General features: G+C 61.0%; 16 protein-coding genes. All 16 read right to left on the reverse strand.

Features of this window, described 5'->3' with window-relative positions; genetic code table 11:
• Window positions 1-20: 20 nt before the first annotated feature.
• The 16 genes from ureC to DJ564_RS04075 all read right to left on the reverse strand — a co-directional run bounded on the left by ureC (window position 21) and on the right by DJ564_RS04075 (window position 16,003).
• Entirely contained in the window at window positions 21-1,721 is a 1,701-nt protein-coding gene (gene ureC, locus DJ564_RS03990; protein ID WP_109627749.1) for an urease subunit alpha, read from the reverse strand.
• Between the two features lie 182 nt (window positions 1,722-1,903).
• A complete protein-coding gene (locus DJ564_RS03995) occupies window positions 1,904-2,212 on the reverse strand; it encodes an urease subunit beta (RefSeq protein WP_109627750.1) in 309 nt (102 codons plus the stop codon).
• Entirely contained in the window at window positions 2,212-2,745 is a 534-nt protein-coding gene (locus DJ564_RS04000; RefSeq protein WP_109627751.1) for a GNAT family N-acetyltransferase, read from the reverse strand. Before DJ564_RS04000 ends, DJ564_RS03995 begins: the two co-directional genes overlap by 1 nt.
• A 6-nt stretch (window positions 2,746-2,751) precedes the next feature.
• On the reverse strand, window positions 2,752-3,285 hold the full coding sequence (locus DJ564_RS04005) for a GNAT family N-acetyltransferase (RefSeq protein ID WP_109627752.1): 534 nt from the start codon (window positions 3,283-3,285) through the stop codon (window positions 2,752-2,754).
• A gap of 9 nt (window positions 3,286-3,294) precedes the next feature.
• Entirely contained in the window at window positions 3,295-3,597 is a 303-nt protein-coding gene (ureA, locus tag DJ564_RS04010) for an urease subunit gamma (RefSeq protein WP_109627753.1), read from the reverse strand.
• A 158-nt stretch (window positions 3,598-3,755) separates the two neighbouring features.
• Window positions 3,756-4,595, reverse strand: coding sequence for an urease accessory protein UreD (locus DJ564_RS04015; protein ID WP_109627754.1), 840 nt, complete (start codon window positions 4,593-4,595; stop codon window positions 3,756-3,758).
• A gap of 30 nt (window positions 4,596-4,625) precedes the next feature.
• Complete coding sequence (gene urtE / locus DJ564_RS04020) at window positions 4,626-5,324, reverse strand: urea ABC transporter ATP-binding subunit UrtE (RefSeq protein WP_077748951.1); 699 nt, start codon at window positions 5,322-5,324, stop codon at window positions 4,626-4,628.
• Between the two features lie 140 nt (window positions 5,325-5,464).
• Window positions 5,465-6,334 (reverse strand): urea ABC transporter ATP-binding protein UrtD, encoded by an 870-nt coding sequence (gene urtD / locus DJ564_RS04030; RefSeq protein WP_109627755.1) that lies wholly within the window; start codon window positions 6,332-6,334, stop codon window positions 5,465-5,467.
• The gene (gene urtC / locus DJ564_RS04035) at window positions 6,331-7,410 is read right to left on the reverse strand and encodes an urea ABC transporter permease subunit UrtC (protein WP_109627756.1); all 1,080 of its coding nucleotides are present in this window, start codon (window positions 7,408-7,410) and stop codon (window positions 6,331-6,333) included. The genes urtD and urtC overlap by 4 nt, the downstream gene beginning before the upstream one ends.
• Entirely contained in the window at window positions 7,410-8,912 is a 1,503-nt protein-coding gene (gene urtB, locus DJ564_RS04040) for an urea ABC transporter permease subunit UrtB (RefSeq protein WP_109627757.1), read from the reverse strand. Before urtB ends, urtC begins: the two co-directional genes overlap by 1 nt.
• 220 nt (window positions 8,913-9,132) lie before the next feature.
• Complete coding sequence (gene urtA / locus DJ564_RS04045) at window positions 9,133-10,398, reverse strand: urea ABC transporter substrate-binding protein (protein WP_010463931.1); 1,266 nt, start codon at window positions 10,396-10,398, stop codon at window positions 9,133-9,135.
• 384 nt (window positions 10,399-10,782) lie between these two features.
• Window positions 10,783-11,154, reverse strand: a complete 372-nt coding sequence (locus DJ564_RS04055; RefSeq protein WP_109627758.1) for a DUF6124 family protein — start codon at window positions 11,152-11,154, stop codon at window positions 10,783-10,785.
• Between the two features lie 516 nt (window positions 11,155-11,670).
• Window positions 11,671-12,681, reverse strand: a complete 1,011-nt coding sequence (locus DJ564_RS04060; protein ID WP_109627759.1) for an iron ABC transporter permease — start codon at window positions 12,679-12,681, stop codon at window positions 11,671-11,673.
• Window positions 12,678-13,625 carry an ABC transporter substrate-binding protein gene (locus tag DJ564_RS04065; RefSeq protein ID WP_109635936.1) on the reverse strand — a complete coding sequence of 316 codons (948 nt, stop codon included), beginning with the start codon at window positions 13,623-13,625 and terminating at the stop codon, window positions 12,678-12,680. Before DJ564_RS04065 ends, DJ564_RS04060 begins: the two co-directional genes overlap by 4 nt.
• On the reverse strand, window positions 13,625-14,410 hold the full coding sequence (locus tag DJ564_RS04070; RefSeq protein WP_109627760.1) for an ABC transporter ATP-binding protein: 786 nt from the start codon (window positions 14,408-14,410) through the stop codon (window positions 13,625-13,627). The genes DJ564_RS04065 and DJ564_RS04070 overlap by 1 nt, the downstream gene beginning before the upstream one ends.
• Before the next feature lie 213 nt (window positions 14,411-14,623).
• Window positions 14,624-16,003, reverse strand: a complete 1,380-nt coding sequence (locus tag DJ564_RS04075) for a PepSY domain-containing protein (RefSeq protein ID WP_109627761.1) — start codon at window positions 16,001-16,003, stop codon at window positions 14,624-14,626.
• Window positions 16,004-16,112: the final 109 nt, after the last annotated feature.

Genomic DNA, 16,112 nt, shown 5'->3' on the forward strand with positions numbered 1-16,112 from the left:
TTTTTATGCCTGACCGGATATCAGAACAGGAAGTAACGCTGGGCCATCGGCAGCACATCCGCTGGCTCACACCAGAGCAAAACCCCATCAGCCTTGACCTGATAAGTCTGCGGGTCGACATCAATGTTCGGCAGATAGTCGTTGTGAATCAGGTCGGTTTTCTGCACCTCGCGACACCCTTTGACCACAGCGATTTTCTTCTTCAAACCCAACGCTTCAGGCAAGCCAGCCTCCTGCGCCGCCTGGCTGATAAAGGTCAGGCTGGTGGCGTGCAACGAGCCGCCGTAGCTGGCAAACATCGGTCGGTAGTGCACCGGTTGCGGCGTCGGAATCGAGGCATTGGCATCGCCCATCAGGCTGGCGGCGATGGCGCCACCCTTGAGGATGAGCGTCGGTTTGACCCCGAAAAACGCCGGACGCCAGAGCACCAGGTCCGCCCATTTACCCACTTCGACCGAGCCTACTTCATGGCTGATGCCGTGGGTGATCGCCGGGTTGATCGTGTACTTGGCGATGTAGCGTTTGGCGCGGAAGTTGTCGTTGCCTTCGCCATCGCCCGGCAGTGGGCCGCGCTGTTTTTTCATCTTGTCGGCGGTTTGCCAGGTGCGCGTGATGACTTCGCCGACACGGCCCATGGCCTGGCTGTCGGAGCTGATCATCGAGAACGCGCCGAGGTCGTGTAGGATGTCTTCGGCAGCGATGGTTTCGCGACGGATGCGGCTTTCGGCGAAGGCCACGTCTTCGGCGATGCTCGGGTCCAGGTGGTGGCAGACCATCAGCATGTCGAGGTGTTCGTCGATGGTGTTGCGGGTGAACGGCCGGGTCGGATTGGTCGAGCTCGGCAGCACATTGGCAAAACCGCAGGCCTTGATGATGTCCGGAGCATGACCGCCACCCGCACCTTCGGTGTGATAGGTGTGGATGGTGCGGCCCTTGAAGGCGGCGAGGGTGGTTTCGACAAAGCCCGACTCGTTGAGCGTGTCGGTGTGGATCGCGACCTGCACGTCGTATTGGTCGGCGACGTTCAGGCAGTTGTCGATGCTCGCCGGGGTGGTGCCCCAGTCTTCGTGCAACTTCAGGCCGATGGCGCCGGCCTTGACCTGCTCGATCAACGGCTCCGGCAGGCTGGCGTTGCCCTTGCCGGTGAAGCCGATGTTCATCGGGAAGGCATCGGCTGCTTGAAGCATGCGCGCCAGGTGCCACGGCCCGGAGGTGCAGGTGGTGGCGTTGGTGCCGGTGGCCGGGCCGGTGCCGCCACCGATCATGGTGGTGACGCCGCTCATCAGCGCTTCTTCGATCTGCTGCGGGCAGATGAAGTGGATGTGCGTGTCAATGCCACCGGCGGTGAGGATCATGCCTTCCCCGGCAATGACTTCGGTGCTGGCGCCGACCGCGATGGTCACGTTCGGCTGGATGTCCGGATTGCCGGCCTTGCCGATCGCGGCGATGCGCCCGTCCTTGAGGCCGACGTCGGCCTTGACGATGCCCCAGTGGTCGATGATCAGCGCGTTGGTGATCAGGGTGTCGACGACCTCTGCGGCTAAAAGCTGGCTCTGGCCCTGGCCATCACGGATGACTTTGCCGCCGCCGAATTTCACTTCTTCGCCGTAGGTGGTGAAGTCTTTTTCCACTTCGATCCACAGCTCGGTATCGGCCAGACGGACCTTGTCACCGACGGTGGGGCCGAACATGTCGGCGTAGGCTTGTCTGGAAATCTTCATGTGCACGCCTTGAAAGTAAGTTGCGGCAATCCGCGGTCCATTGTGGCGAGGGAGCTTGCTCCCGCTCGAGTGCGAAGCGCTCGCAATACAGGTGGCGCTATTTAGCTGAATAACCGTGGCGGTAGGTTTTTACGACTGCTGCGCAGCCGAGCGGGAGCAAGCTCCCTCGCCACAGGGGTCGATCAGTCAAGGTCACCCATGATCCTGCCAGCAAACCCGAACACCCGGCGATGCCCGGCCAGGTCCACCAGTTCAACCTCGCGGCTCTGTCCCGGCTCGAAGCGCACGGCGGTGCCGGCGGGGATGTTCAGGCGCATGCCGCGACTGGCCGCGCGGTCGAAGGTCAGGGCGTCATTGGTTTCGAAGAAGTGGTAATGCGAGCCGACCTGAATTGGCCGGTCGCCGCTGTTGGCCACCTTCAGACTGACCGTGCGGCGCCCCACATTGAGTTCGATGTCGCCAGGCTGGATCTGGTATTCACCGGGAATCATCAATGGGCCCCCTGAAGAATCTTGTAGTAGAGGGCGGTCGGTTTGTACTGGCCGCTCGGGTCGCAGGCGTAGTCGGGGATTTGACCGGCCTTGATGTAACCCAATGCCTTGTAGAAATCCTCGGCCGGTGAGCCGGCCTCCGTGTCGAGATAGAGCATGCCGCGTTTGTGCTGGAGCGCGGCCTGTTCCAGCGCGCTCATCAACTGTTGGCCCAGGCCACGGCGCCGCGCATGTTCACGCACCAGCAGTTTCTGCACTTCAGCGCGGTTCAGGCCATTGGCTTTCTGGCACAGGGTCAACTGCACGCTGGCCTGCACTTGCTCGTCCTTGACCACCACCCACAGCAGCACGTTGCCTTTGTTCAGGTTGTCCTGAACGTCATCGAAATAGGCGCGGGCCGCAGCGGCGTCCAGATTGGCCATGAACCCGACACTGGCGCCATAGCCGACGGCGTCGAGCAGCAGATCAATCAAACCCTGACGATAGTGCGCAAAGCTTTCAACATTGACGCGGCGCAGTTGGGCAGCGTTCATCGGCAATTACTCCTTGTGGGCGGGCGGCGGCTCCGCGCCGGGATTGAGGGTCAGTTGCATGAAAGTCAGGTCCAGCCAGCGGCCGAATTTGGTGCCCACTTGCGGCATCTCTCCAGTGATCACGAAACCGGCCCGTTCATGCAAACGGATGGAAGCGGAATTGCCGCTTTCGATGGCCGCGACCATGACGTGTTTGTCACAGCCTTTGGCGCGTTCGATCAGCGCCGTCATCAGTTGCGGGCCGAGACCGTTGCCTCGTTGATCGCTGCGCACGTAGACAGAATGCTCGACGGTATGGCGGAAACCGTCGAACGGCCGCCAGTCACCAAATGAAGCGTAGCCCAGCACCGTGTTATCACCGTCGACAATCACCAGGATCGGATAAGCCTGGGCTTGCCGGGCACTGAACCAGGCCTGACGGTTGCCCAGGTCCACGGCCTGTTCGTTCCAGATCGCCGTGGTGTTGAGCACGGCGTCGTTGTAGATGTCGCGGATCGCCGGCAGGTCGGCGTGCAGCGCATCACGGATTTGATAGGTCATGACGCGTCCTCAGGCGATGGGTTGGTGAACGGTGACCAGTTTGGTGCCGTCGGGGAACGTCGCTTCGACCTGGATCTCCGGGATCATTTCCGGGATGCCTTCCATCACTTGTTCGCGGTTGAGCAGGGTGGTGCCGAAGTGCATCAGCTCGGCCACGGTCTGGCCGTCACGGGCGCCTTCGAGCAGCGCCGCGGAGATGTAGGCCATGGCTTCCGGATAATTGAGTTTCACGCCGCGCGCCAAACGCCGCTCGGCCACGAGGCCGGCAGTGAAGATCAGCAGCTTGTCTTTTTCGCGTGGGGTCAGGTCCATCGTTTGGAATCCATCTGGGCAGATAAAAAGTATTCGGATCTGTCAATACAAAACCCTGTGGGAGTGAGCCTGCTCGCGATGGCGGTGTGTCAGGCAACTGATGTGTTGAATGTGCCGACGCTATCGCGAGCAGGCTCGCTCCCACATTGGATTGCATTTCAGGTGCTCCATATTCGGGGTGGGACGGCTTCTCGGCCGAGTAACGCAGGCCGGAGCAATCGCCATAAATCTATCAACCAACCTCTCGCCAACAACGCCTCACCGGCCAGGCAACGGGCGACGAGCAAACCAGGCAATTGGGTAAGATCCCCGCGCACTGCATTGGGTAGCGAGCGGCAGGTTTCCAGCAGTTCGCTATCAATCTCCCCCGTCACCAGCAACGTCGCAAACACCGGTTGCCCATCCAGGCCAATCGGTGAATCAAGCAAACCATCATCCCCGACAATGCGCTGGCGTTCGTGCCAGAGCAACTGGCCGTCGCGGCGGATATCCAGTTGTGCCTGAAAATGACCGAGGTCGAAGCGCTCGCCGCTGGCTGGGCGACCCAGGGCCACAACGTCCCAGTAAAACAAACGGGCGTCGCCCTCCAGATCAATGGCGGTGCTGAGCTCGGCCTGAGCGTCGCTGAAAATAATCGTCTCTTGCGGCAGCCATTCCAGTGTCGCACCGCTCGCCACTTTAAGATTCAGGTGCTGATAGGCGGGCCCTGCGGCGCGATACCACTTGGCCGCACCCGGGCTGGTGATTTGTGCCCAGGCCTGGCTGCCGACGCTGGCGCTGATATCCAGTCGATCACCGCCCGCGATGCCACCGGGCGGGTGGACGATGATGTGTTGGCACACCTCGGGCCCTTCGGCATACAGGTGCTTCTGCACCCGTAGCGGGCCTTTGTGTCGGCGCAGGACCGGGCGCGTGCTGTCGCCGAAACGGGCGTAGCCGAGCTCCAGTTCAGCGTGCCAGCTCGGGGTAAACAGGGCAGTGGGGAGAGGTACATTCATATTTTCTGATTATCGTCAGGACGCTGCAGATTAGATCGTAACCAGGCCACGCACACCCTCGGCTTCCATATTTTCGCCGCGACCTTGCTGCACGATCTCGCCCCTGGACATCACCAGGTACTGGTCCGCCAGTTCCGCGGCGAAATCGTAGAACTGCTCCACCAGCAGAATCGCCATGTCGCCCCGGGCGGCGAGCTTCTTGATCACTACGCCGATCTCCTTGATCACCGACGGCTGGATGCCTTCGGTGGGCTCATCGAGAATCAGCAGCCGTGGACGGCTGGCCAGTGCGCGACCGATCGCCAATTGCTGCTGCTGGCCGCCGGACAAGTCACCGCCGCGTCGTTGCTTCATTTGCAGCAACACCGGGAACAGCTCGTAGATGAATGCCGGGACTTCCTTGGCTTCAGAGCCAGGAAATCGCGACAGGCCCATCAGCAGGTTTTCTTCCACAGTCAGCCGGCCGAAAATCTCGCGTCCCTGTGGCACATAAGCGATCCCGGCATGCACTCGCTGGTGTGGTTTGAACGTGGTGATCGGTTTGCCTTCCCAGTTCACCGCGCCTTCCTTGGCCGGCAGCAAACCCATCAGGCATTTGAGCAGGGTGGTCTTGCCGACACCGTTGCGCCCCAGCAGGCACGTGACTTCACCGACCTTCACGTCAAACGTCAGGCCCCGCAGGATGTGGCTACCGCCGTAATACTGGTGCAGCTTGTCGACTTGCAGCATGTCCAGATTCCTTAAGTTTCAAACAGAACCCCTGTGGGAGCTGGCCTGCCAGCGATGGGGGCGGCACATTCAGCATTGATGTTGTCTGACCTACTGCTATCGCTGGCAGGCCAGCTCCCACAGTGACCGTGTTGGCAGGTTCATCGACCGAGATAAACCTCGATCACCCGCTCGTTTTCCTGCACCTGCTCCAGCGACCCTTCGGCCAGCACGCTGCCCTGGTGCAACACGGTGACGTGGTCGGCAATGGAGCCGACAAAACCCATGTCGTGCTCCACCACCATCAGCGAATGCTTGCCCGCGAGGCTCTTGAACAGCTCGGCGGTGAACTCGGTTTCGGCATCGGTCATGCCCGCTACGGGCTCGTCGAGCAGCAGCAGTTGCGGGTCTTGCATGAGTAGCATGCCGATCTCCAGAAACTGCTTCTGACCGTGGGACAACAACCCCGCCGGGCGATTGACCGAGCTGGTCAGGCGAATGGTTTCCAGCACCTCGGCAATTCGATCCTTTTGTTCACCACTCAAGCGAGCCCGCAGGCTGGCCCACACCGACTTGTCGGTGTTCTGCGCCAGCTCCAGGTTCTCGAACACGCTCAAGGCTTCGAACACCGTTGGCTTCTGGAACTTGCGGCCGATGCCAGCCTGGGCTATCTGCACTTCGCTCATCGACGTCAGGTCCAGGGTTTCACCGAACCAGGCTTTGCCGTGACTGGGGCGAGTCTTGCCGGTGATGACGTCCATCAACGTGGTCTTGCCCGCGCCGTTGGGACCGATGATGCAGCGCAGTTCGCCGACGCCGATGTACAGGTTCAGATCGTTCAGCGCCTTGAAGCCATCGAAGCTGACGCTGATGTCTTCCAGGGTCAGGATCGTGCCGTGGCGCGTATTCAGGCCGGGACCGACGCGTTGCCCGAGGCCGATCGCATCGCGGCTGCTGCCGGCGTCCTTGTTGGGCTCCACTGGGAAAAACGCCGGTTCGAGCATGAATTCAGCCGTCGCAGTGACTCTCATTGTTCACCTCTTTTTTTCAGCAGGCCGATCACGCCTTTGGGCAAGTACAGGGTCACGACAATGAACAGCGCGCCGAGGAAGAACAGCCAGTATTCGGGGAACGCCACGGTGAACCAGCTCTTCATTCCGTTGACAACACCGGCGCCAAGCAGCGGGCCGATCAGCGTACCGCGCCCACCCAGTGCGACCCAGACGGCGGCTTCAATGGAGTTGGTCGGCGACATTTCACTCGGGTTGATGATCCCGACTTGCGGCACATAAAGCGCGCCCGCGAGTCCGCACAACACCGCGCTCAACACCCAGACAAACAGCTTGAAACCTCGCGGGTCGTAGCCGCAGAACATCAGGCGGTTTTCCGCATCCCTTAACGCCGTCAGCACGCGGCCGAACTTGCTTTGCGCCAGTCGCCAACCGATAAATAGACTCGCCACCAGCAACACCACCGTGGCAAAAAACAACACCGCGCGTGTGCCCGGTTCGGTAATGCCAAACCCGAGAATCGTGCGGAAGTTGGTGAAGCCGTTGTTGCCGCCAAACCCGGTTTCATTGCGGAAAAACAGCAGCATTCCGGCGAAGGTCAGGGCCTGGGTCATGATCGAGAAATACACGCCCTTGATCCGCGAACGGAAGGCGAAGAACCCGAAGACCAGCGCCAGCAACCCCGGCGCCAACACCACCAGGCACATCGACCACAGGAAGCTGCTGGTGCCGGTCCAGTACCACGGCAATTCGGTCCACGACAGGAAGGTCATGAACGCCGGCAAGCCATCGCCCGACGCCTGGCGCATCAGGTACATGCCCATCGCGTAACCGCCGAGGGCGAAGAACAGACCGTGGCCGAGGGACAACAGACCGGCGTAACCCCAGACCAGGTCCAGGGCCAGGGCGACGATGGCGTAGCACAGGATCTTGCCCACCAGCGTCAACGTGTAGGCCGAGACGTGAAACGCGCTGTCCGGCGGCAACAACGACAGGAGCGGCAACGCCAGCAGCAGAACCAGAATCACTGCGCCGACAGCGATGGTGACTTTGGGGCCGGCCTTTTGCGTGGCCGTGAGCATCAGGGGCTGGTTCATCAGTCGATCACCCGTCCTTTCAGTGCGAAGAGGCCTTGCGGACGCTTCTGGATGAACAGAATGATCAGCGCGAGGATCAGGATCTTGCCGAGCACGGCGCCGATCTGCGGTTCGAGAATCTTGTTGGCGATACCGAGGCCGAACGCGGCCAGGACGCTACCGGCCAACTGTCCGACACCGCCGAGCACCACCACCAGGAACGAGTCGATGATGTAGCTCTGGCCAAGGTCCGGACCGACGTTGCCGATCTGGCTGAGGGCCACGCCGCCGAGCCCGGCGATGCCTGAGCCGAGGCCAAACGCGAGCATGTCCACGCGCCCGGTCGGGACGCCGCAGCAGGCGGCCATGTTGCGGTTCTGGGTGACGGCGCGCACGTTCAAACCCAGGCGCGTCTTGTTCAGCAGCAGCCAGGTCAGCACCACCACAAACAGCGCGAAGGCGATGATCACGATGCGGTTGTACGGCAGCACCAGATTCGGCAACACTTGAATCCCGCCCGAGAGCCACGCGGGGTTGGCCACTTCGACGTTCTGCGCGCCGAACACCAGTCGCACCAGCTGAATCAGCATGAGGCTGATGCCCCAGGTTGCGAGCAGGGTTTCCAGCGGGCGGCCGTAGAGGTGACGAATCACCGTGCGTTCCAGCGCCATGCCGATCGCGGCGGTGACGAAAAACGCCACCGGCAAGGCGATCAATGGGTAGAACTCGATGGCTTGCGGGGCGTAGCGCTGGAACATCAGCTGCACCACGTAGGTTGAGTACGCGCCGAGCATCAGCATCTCGCCGTGGGCCATGTTGATTACGCCGAGCAGGCCGAAGGTGATCGCCAGGCCCAGTGCCGCGAGCAGCAGAATCGAGCCCAATGACATGCCACTGAAAGCCTGACCGAGCATCTCGCCGATCAGCAGTTTGCGTTTGACTTGCGCCAGGCTGGTTTCAGCGGCGGTGCGCACGTTGGCGTCGGCTTCGGTGCCCGGTTCCAGCAAGCTTTCGAGGCGGGTGCGGGCCAGCGGATCGCCGGTTTCGCCGAGCAGACGCACCGCAGCAAGGCGCACAGCCGGGTCGGTGTCGACCAGTTGCAGGTTGGCCAAGGCCAGGCTCAATGCGGCATGGACGCTTTCATCTGTTTCGCCAGCCAGTTGCTGGTCGAGGAATTTCAGCTGCGCCGGTTTGGCGCTTTTCTGCAATTGCTGCGCGGCGGCCAGACGGATTTTGGCGTCGGCGGCGAGCAATTGGTGGCTGGCCAGTGCGGTGTCGATCAGACCCCGCAGGCGGTTATTCAGGCGCAGGGTTTTCGGTTGGCCGTCGACGGTCAGCTCGCCTTGTTGCAGGGCGTTGATCAGTTCGATGCGGGCTGGATCGGGCTGCGCGGCCCAGGATTCGAGAAGCTTGGCTTGCTGCACGGGATTGGCGGCGACGAAGTCTTCGGCGTCGCCTGAATGCGCGGCCATCGGCAGCAAAAGCGCGATGGCGAGGATGACGCGGTAGAGGGCAGTGGGCATTGGTGGTGTTCCTGTTAAATCGACCCTTCACCCCAACCCTCTCCCCAAAGGGGCGAGGGGACTGACCGAGGTGTTTGGCCAATTTGCTGCGACCTGCAAAATCGAGTCGAACTCAGGCTTTGAAAAGCATGAAGATCGGCTCCCTTTCCCCCTCTCCCCATTGGGGAGAGGGCTGGGGTGAGGGGTGGATCTCAGACCCACCCCAAACTCCAGATCCGCCTCAGTTGCTCTTCACCGCATAATCCGGCTTCTTGTCGTTACCCGAAATGAACGGGCTCCAAGGCTGGGCGCGGATCGGCCCCTCGGTCTGCCACACCACGTTGAACTGACCATCGGCCTGGATCTCGCCGATCATCACCGGTTTGTGCAGGTGGTGGTTGGTCTTGTCCATGGTCAGCGTGTAACCCGACGGCGCGGCAAAGGTCTGGCCGGCGAGGGCTTCGCGGACTTTGTCGACGTCGGTGGACTTGGCTTTCTCCGCCGCTTGCGCCCACATGTGGATGCCCACGTACGTGGCTTCCATCGGGTCGTTGGTCACCGCTTTGTCGGCGCCCGGCAGGTTGTGTTTCTTGGCGTAGGCTTTCCAGTCGGCGACGAATTTCTTGTTCGCCGGGTTCTCGACCGACTCGAAGTAGTTCCATGCCGCGAGGTTACCCACCAGCGGTTTGGTGTCGATGCCGCGCAGTTCTTCTTCGCCGACGGAGAACGCCACGACCGGAACGTCAGTGGCTTTCAGGCCCTGGTTGGCCAGCTCTTTATAGAACGGCACGTTGGAGTCGCCGTTGACGGTGGAGATGACCGCCGTTTTGCCACCGGCCGAGAATTTTTTGATGTTGGCCACGATGGTCTGGTAGTCGCTGTGACCGAACGGGGTGTAGACCTCTTCGATGTCTTTGTCCGCCACGCCTTTGGAGTGCAGGAACGAGCGCAGAATCTTGTTGGTGGTGCGCGGGTAAACGTAGTCGGTGCCGAGCAGGAAGTAGCGCTTGGCGCTGCCACCTTCTTCACTCATCAGGTATTCAACGGCCGGGATTGCCTGTTGGTTCGGCGCGGCGCCGGTGTAGAACACGTTCGGCGACATCTCCTCGCCTTCGTATTGCACCGGGTAGAACAGCAGGCCATTGAGTTCTTCGAACACCGGCAACACCGATTTGCGCGACACCGATGTCCAGCAACCGAACACCACCGCAACCTTGTCCTGAGTCAGCAGCTGACGACCCTTTTCCGCGAACAGCGGCCAGTTCGACGCAGGGTCCACCACCACCGGTTCCAGCATCTTGCCGTTCACGCCGCCCTTGGCGTTGATTTCGTCGATGGTCATCAACGCCATGTCTTTGAGCGAGGTTTCGGAGATCGCCATGGTGCCGGACAACGAATGCAGAATACCGACCTTGATGGTCTCGGCGGCCTGGACGGTCCAGGTCATGCCCATCGCGGCAATGCTTGCCGTGAGTGTGAAAGCCTTGATCAAACTGCGACGCTTCATTGTGCGATCTCCATGAACTTATGAGTTTTCTTGGTTGGCAGATGCGGACTACTGAAGGCTGTTTTGCAAAGGCTGTGCCCGGTCGGTAAAAGGCACGGAAATGTCGTGTTAGAGCGGTTGCGCAGAGGGGGCGGCGCACCATGAAGGATCGTGTCTGGCGCGTTGGTGCGTAGTGGTGCGCCACATTGGGGCGCAGAAAATCTCTAGTGAACACAAAGCCTGTGGCGAGGGAGCTTGCTCCCGCTGGGGCGCAAAGCGGCCCCAAAACCTGCAAGCACGGTGCATCAGGTGTACCGCGCGCAATGGTTTACGACTGCTTCGCAGCCGAGCGGGAGCAAGCTCCGTCGCCACAGAGGCTCATTCCCACAATTTTTTGCAAGGTTTCTAGGTGGGAACGACGTTATCCACCGCGCGGTTCACCGCCAGTTCCGCGAGCATGATGATTTGCTGGATTGCCATCGCCTTGTGACGTTGCGGGCCGATCAGGTCGGCGGCGAAATCGCTGGCCATCACACTGGCGGATGCCAAGGATTCACAGGCATTGACCAACAGGCTTTCGGTGTCGTTGTCGGGGGCAATCATGAACATGGTGCTGGGGCGGCGGGGTTTTTCGGCGTAGTGGGTCGCGGGATCGAGGTAGTAGTCGAGGGCGCGGTTGATGGCTTCGCGGTCTCGAAGCAGGTCGTCGTCGCGTGATGTTTCGGGTTCGGGCGTGGTGGTGTCGATGGGTGGATCGGGTACGATTTTCTTAGTCATGGCAATGATTCCCTTGAAGCAATTGGAGCCATCACTTGTCGTTTCTCACGCGACGAAGGGGTGGCAGCTATGTGCGGAGTGAGAAACCGGTAGGAATCAACCCGGCCGAACCGAAGTCCGCCCGCACACAGCCGCCATAGAACATTGCAGGCAGCGAATAAGCTGGCGGCAATTATGGTGGTGCTTGCGATAGATTGAAACCTGGCCGGGTTCTCACACCCGATCACTGAGTCTTCAGTGACACCCCCAGACTAGACAGCCCACGTCCGACGAACAACCTGAAAAAGTCGTGGGAAACGTCCGGTTTTTTTGCATTCGTATAAACACACCTAAACAACGCCAGAATCACAATCCCACAGTGGGTTTGTGTCGGACACGGAGCCTGTGGACGACGATAAACCCCTGTGGGAGCGAGCCTGCTCGCGATAGCGGCATTTCAGGCGAAGTGATGCTGGATGTGCCGCCGTCATCGCTAGCAGGCTAGCTCCCACAGGGTTCGGTGGTGTGCTGACAGGGTCAGCGGCGGCGCATGAGGCCGATGAAGAACAGGCCGCCGATGGCCGCGGTGGCGACGCCGATGGGCAGGTCTTCCGGGGCGATCAGGGTGCGGGCGGCGACGTCGACCCAGACGAGGAAGAGGCTGCCCAGCAACACGCACACCGGCAGCAACCGACGGTGTTCGGCGCCGACCAGGCGACGCGCAATGTGCGGCACCATCAGCCCGACAAACCCGATGGAGCCACTGATCGACACCAGCACCCCGGTCATCAGCGATGCAATCAAAAACACTCGCAACCGAACGGTTCGAGCATTCAAACCGAGGGTCACGGCGGTCTGTTCGCCAGCCATCAGCGCATTCAACGGACGGGCCATGCCGAGCAACAAGACCAATCCCAGCAAAACACTGGCAGCCGGCACCGCCAGCAATTCCCAACGCGCCAACCCAAGCCCGCCGAGCATCCAGAACATCACCGCGGAACTCGCCCTGTGATCGCCGAGAAACAGCAGCAAATTGGCAATCGCCATCATCACGAACGACACGGCCACGCCGCACAGCAGGAGGCGGTCACTGTCCAGTCGGCCGTTGCGATTGGCGATCATCAGCACGATCACCATGCTCAGCAGTGCGCCGATGAACGCTGCGATCGGCAAGGTCAGCAGACCGACGATTTCACCGACATGCAGCACCACGATTACCGCGCCAAGGGTCGCGCCGGAAGTGACCCCGAGCAGATGCGGGTCAGCCAACGGATTGCGCGTCACCGCTTGCAACACGGCGCCGATCAGCGCCAGTCCAGCACCCACCAACGCACCGAGCAGCATGCGCGGCACACGGATCAACCACACGATGTGTTCCTGCCCGGCGGTCCAGTCCGCAACGCCGACACCCAAAATCTTGTGCAGCAAGATCCGCCACACCACGTCCACCGGCACCCGCGCCGGGCCGAAGCCTAGCGACACCACGCACGACACCAGCAACAGCGCGCCGAGCATCACCAGCAGCAAGGCATAGCGACGATCCATCATTCGCCGTGGAAACCTTTGGCCAGGGTTTCAACCGCCAGCACGTTGTCGATGCCCGGCGTGGCCTGCACGTAGGGAATGACGATGAAGCGCTGGTGCTTGATCGCGTCCACCGATTGCAGCGCCTTGTTGTCGAGCAGGAATTGTTCTTTCTGTTCGGCGGTGACTTCGCCGTAGTCGACGATCACGATCACCTGCGGGTTGCGCTCGACCACGTTTTCCCAGTTCACGCGGGTCCAGCTCGCCTCGACGTCGTCCAGAATGTTGCGCCCGCCTGCGGCGTCGATCAGTGCCTGCGGCATGCCGAGGCGGCCGGAAGTCATGGCGCGGTCTTCACCGCTGTCGTAGAGAAACACGCGCGGTTTGTCGGCAGGCAGATCCTTGCGCACCTCGGCGACTTGCGCCTGCATTTGGGCGATGAGTGCATTGGCGCGATCCTGCACGTCGAAGATTTTGCCGAGGTTGCGCAGATCGTTGTAGGTGTCTTCCAGGCTGGCCGGCGGACGCTTCATGACGAAGGCGCAGGACTCGGTCAGCTCATAGACATTGATGCCCAGTGGTTGCAACGTTTGCGGCGTGAGGTCGCCGCCTACGCGCATGCCGTAATCCCAGCCGGCGAAGAAGAAATCGACATTGGCGTTGAGCAGGGTTTCCACCGACGGGTATTTGGCTGCCAGTTCGGGCAAGCCGTCGAGGATGGTCTGCATCTCGGGCGTGACCGACTTCCATCCCGTGACGCCGCTGTAGCCAGCCATGCTCGGCTTCAGGCCGAGGGCGAGCATCATCTGGGTCATGTTGATGTCGTGGCTGACCGCGTGTTTCGGCGCTTGCTTGAACGTCACTTCGCGGTTGCAGCTGTGGATCGTCAGTGGGTATTTCGTGGCTTCGGCAAAGGCTTGGGCACTGCCCAGCAACAGAGCGACGCAGAGCAGGGAACGCAAATTCATCATTGGGTTATCCAGGTGATTCGTGGGTAGCCGTGCAAGGGGTGTTCATCGATCAGCGCTTCGACGCCGAACACGTCGCGCAGCAGCGGGGCGGTCAGGACTTCTTTCGGGGTGCCGCTTACGACGATGCGACCGTGATTGATCACGTACAAACGATCGCAGAAAGCGGCGGCCAGATTGAGGTCGTGGATGCTGGCCAGGGTGCCGATTTTCAGGCGTTTGACTAGCTGTAAAAGCTCAAGCTGAAAGCGCGGGTCGAGGTGGTTGGTCGGTTCGTCGAGAATCAGCAATTGCGGTTGCTGGGCCAGGGCGCGGGCGAGGATCACACGCTGTTTTTCACCGCCGGAGAGGGTGGCGAAGGCGTGGTCTTCGAAGCCTCTGAGACCGACGGATTCCAATGCTTGAGTCGCCAGACTTCGGTCTTCAAGCGTGTCGCCATCGAACAGGCCTTTGTGCGGCGAGCGGCCCATGGCGACCACCTCGTCGACGGTCAGGCCGAAGGCATCCGGGAACTCCTGCAACACCACTGCGATGCGTTGCGCGCACCAGCGCGAGGATTGTTTCCAGACGTTGTGGTGGTCGAGCCGGACCTCGCCGCTTTCGGGCTTGCTGAAGCGATAAGCGCAACGCAGCAGGCTGGTCTTGCCGCTGCCGTTGGGGCCGATCAACCCGACGAACTCGCTGGCGGCCACGTGCAGGGAGGCGTCACGCAGCTGGAACTGGTGATGGCAGTGGCCGTGGCCCTGGGGTGTCCAGGCGAGGGTTGTGAGGTTCAGCGAGGTCATGCATTGGCTCTGAGATCATGGGTGATGCTGATGACGCAATCGCGGGCAAGCCCGCTCCCACAGGGATCGCGAAAATCCTGTGGGAGCGGGCTTGCCCGCGATGGGGCCTGCTGATTAAAACGGTACGCTTGAGTTATACAGTAACGCTAATAATGATGCTGAGCCAAGCGCGGAAAGTCTACAGGGCTCTCTGATCCGCGCATCTCGCCTGTTTCACGATGAAGATGAGGCCGATTCAGTTGGTCGGGTGAAGCGCGACAACAACACGCGATCCAATACCCAGACCACCACCAAGGATGCACCTACCAGCGGAAATATCACTGCCAATGCAAACATGATCACCATGGCGGTTTTCCATTTTGGCAGGTCGTGACGCAGCGGCGGCACACCGATTTTTCCCTGTGGCCGACGCTTCCACCAGATCACCACGCCGCTGACCGCGCTAAGCAAAATCATCAGGCAGATCAGCAGCACGATGATCTGGTTGAACACGCCGAACATCTTGCCTTCGTGCAGCATCACGCCGATTTCCGTGGCGCGGGCGACGGTGCCGTATTGCTCGAAGCGCACGTCGGCGAGGACATCGCCGGTGTACTGATCGACATGCAGCGTGGCGTCGTTGCGCGGGTCGTCGGCAAACACGGCGATGGTGAACACGCCGGTGTCTGTGGTCGGGAAGGTGATGCTGTAACCCGGCTCGACCTGGCGTTGCACGGCGATGTTCTGCACGTCTTGCAGGCTGATGGTTGGCGCCGCTGGGCCGGATTTCGCGCCGTCGTGGGCCATGTGTTCGGCGTGGTCACCGGACATTGGCATCGGCGTGTTTTCCATGGCCCACGGCACAGTCTGGCGAGTGGCGGAGTTGAGGCTGCGGGCCTCGACGTCGGACTTGGGCACGTTGTCCCACATCGCCGCCGGGAACACGTTCCACACTTGCGCGTATTTCTGGCCCCAGAACCCGGTCCAGGTCATGCCGCTGAGCAGCATCACCAGCAGCAACGATGCGCCCCAGAAGCCGGTAACAGCATGCAAATCACGCCACAACACTCGACCGCGACTGGTCAGGCGCGGCCACAAAATGCCGGCCGCCTGGCCACGCGGCCACCACAGGAACACGCCGGAAACCACCAGCACCACGCCCCATCCAGCGGCCAGTTCGACCAGCCGATCACCGACGCTGCCGATCATCAATTCACCGTGAATCGCTCGCGCCACCGCTTGCAGATTCTTCTTGGCGTCTTGCTCGCCGAGGATGTCGCCCTGGTAGGGATCGATGAATACGTTGAGCTCGGTGCCGCCATTGATCACGACAAACTGCGCGCTGCGCTCGGCGTTGACCGGCGGCAGGTACTGTTTGATCGTGGCGTGTGGATACGCCTGTTTCACCCGCTTGAGCAGGTCGTCGGCCGGGACGCTGTGATGCCCGGCCGGGACGTTCATCAGGCTGCCGTACATCAACGGATCGAGTTGCGGCTTGAACAGGTAAATGACACCGGTCAGGGCCAGCATCACCATGAATGGCGCGACGAACAGACCGGCATAGAAATGCCAGCGCCAGGCCAGGTTGTAGAAATTCACTTTGGGCTGTTTCATCACATGTGCTCCGCTTTGGCATGGATCTTTTAGTTGTTTGTTTTGCGGTTGCTGCGCAACCGATCGCGAGCAGGCTCGCTCCCACAGGTTCTCCACGTCCATGTGGGAG

The sequence above is a fragment of the Pseudomonas sp. 31-12 genome, from assembly GCF_003151075.1.
GTDB lineage: Bacteria > Pseudomonadota > Gammaproteobacteria > Pseudomonadales > Pseudomonadaceae > Aquipseudomonas.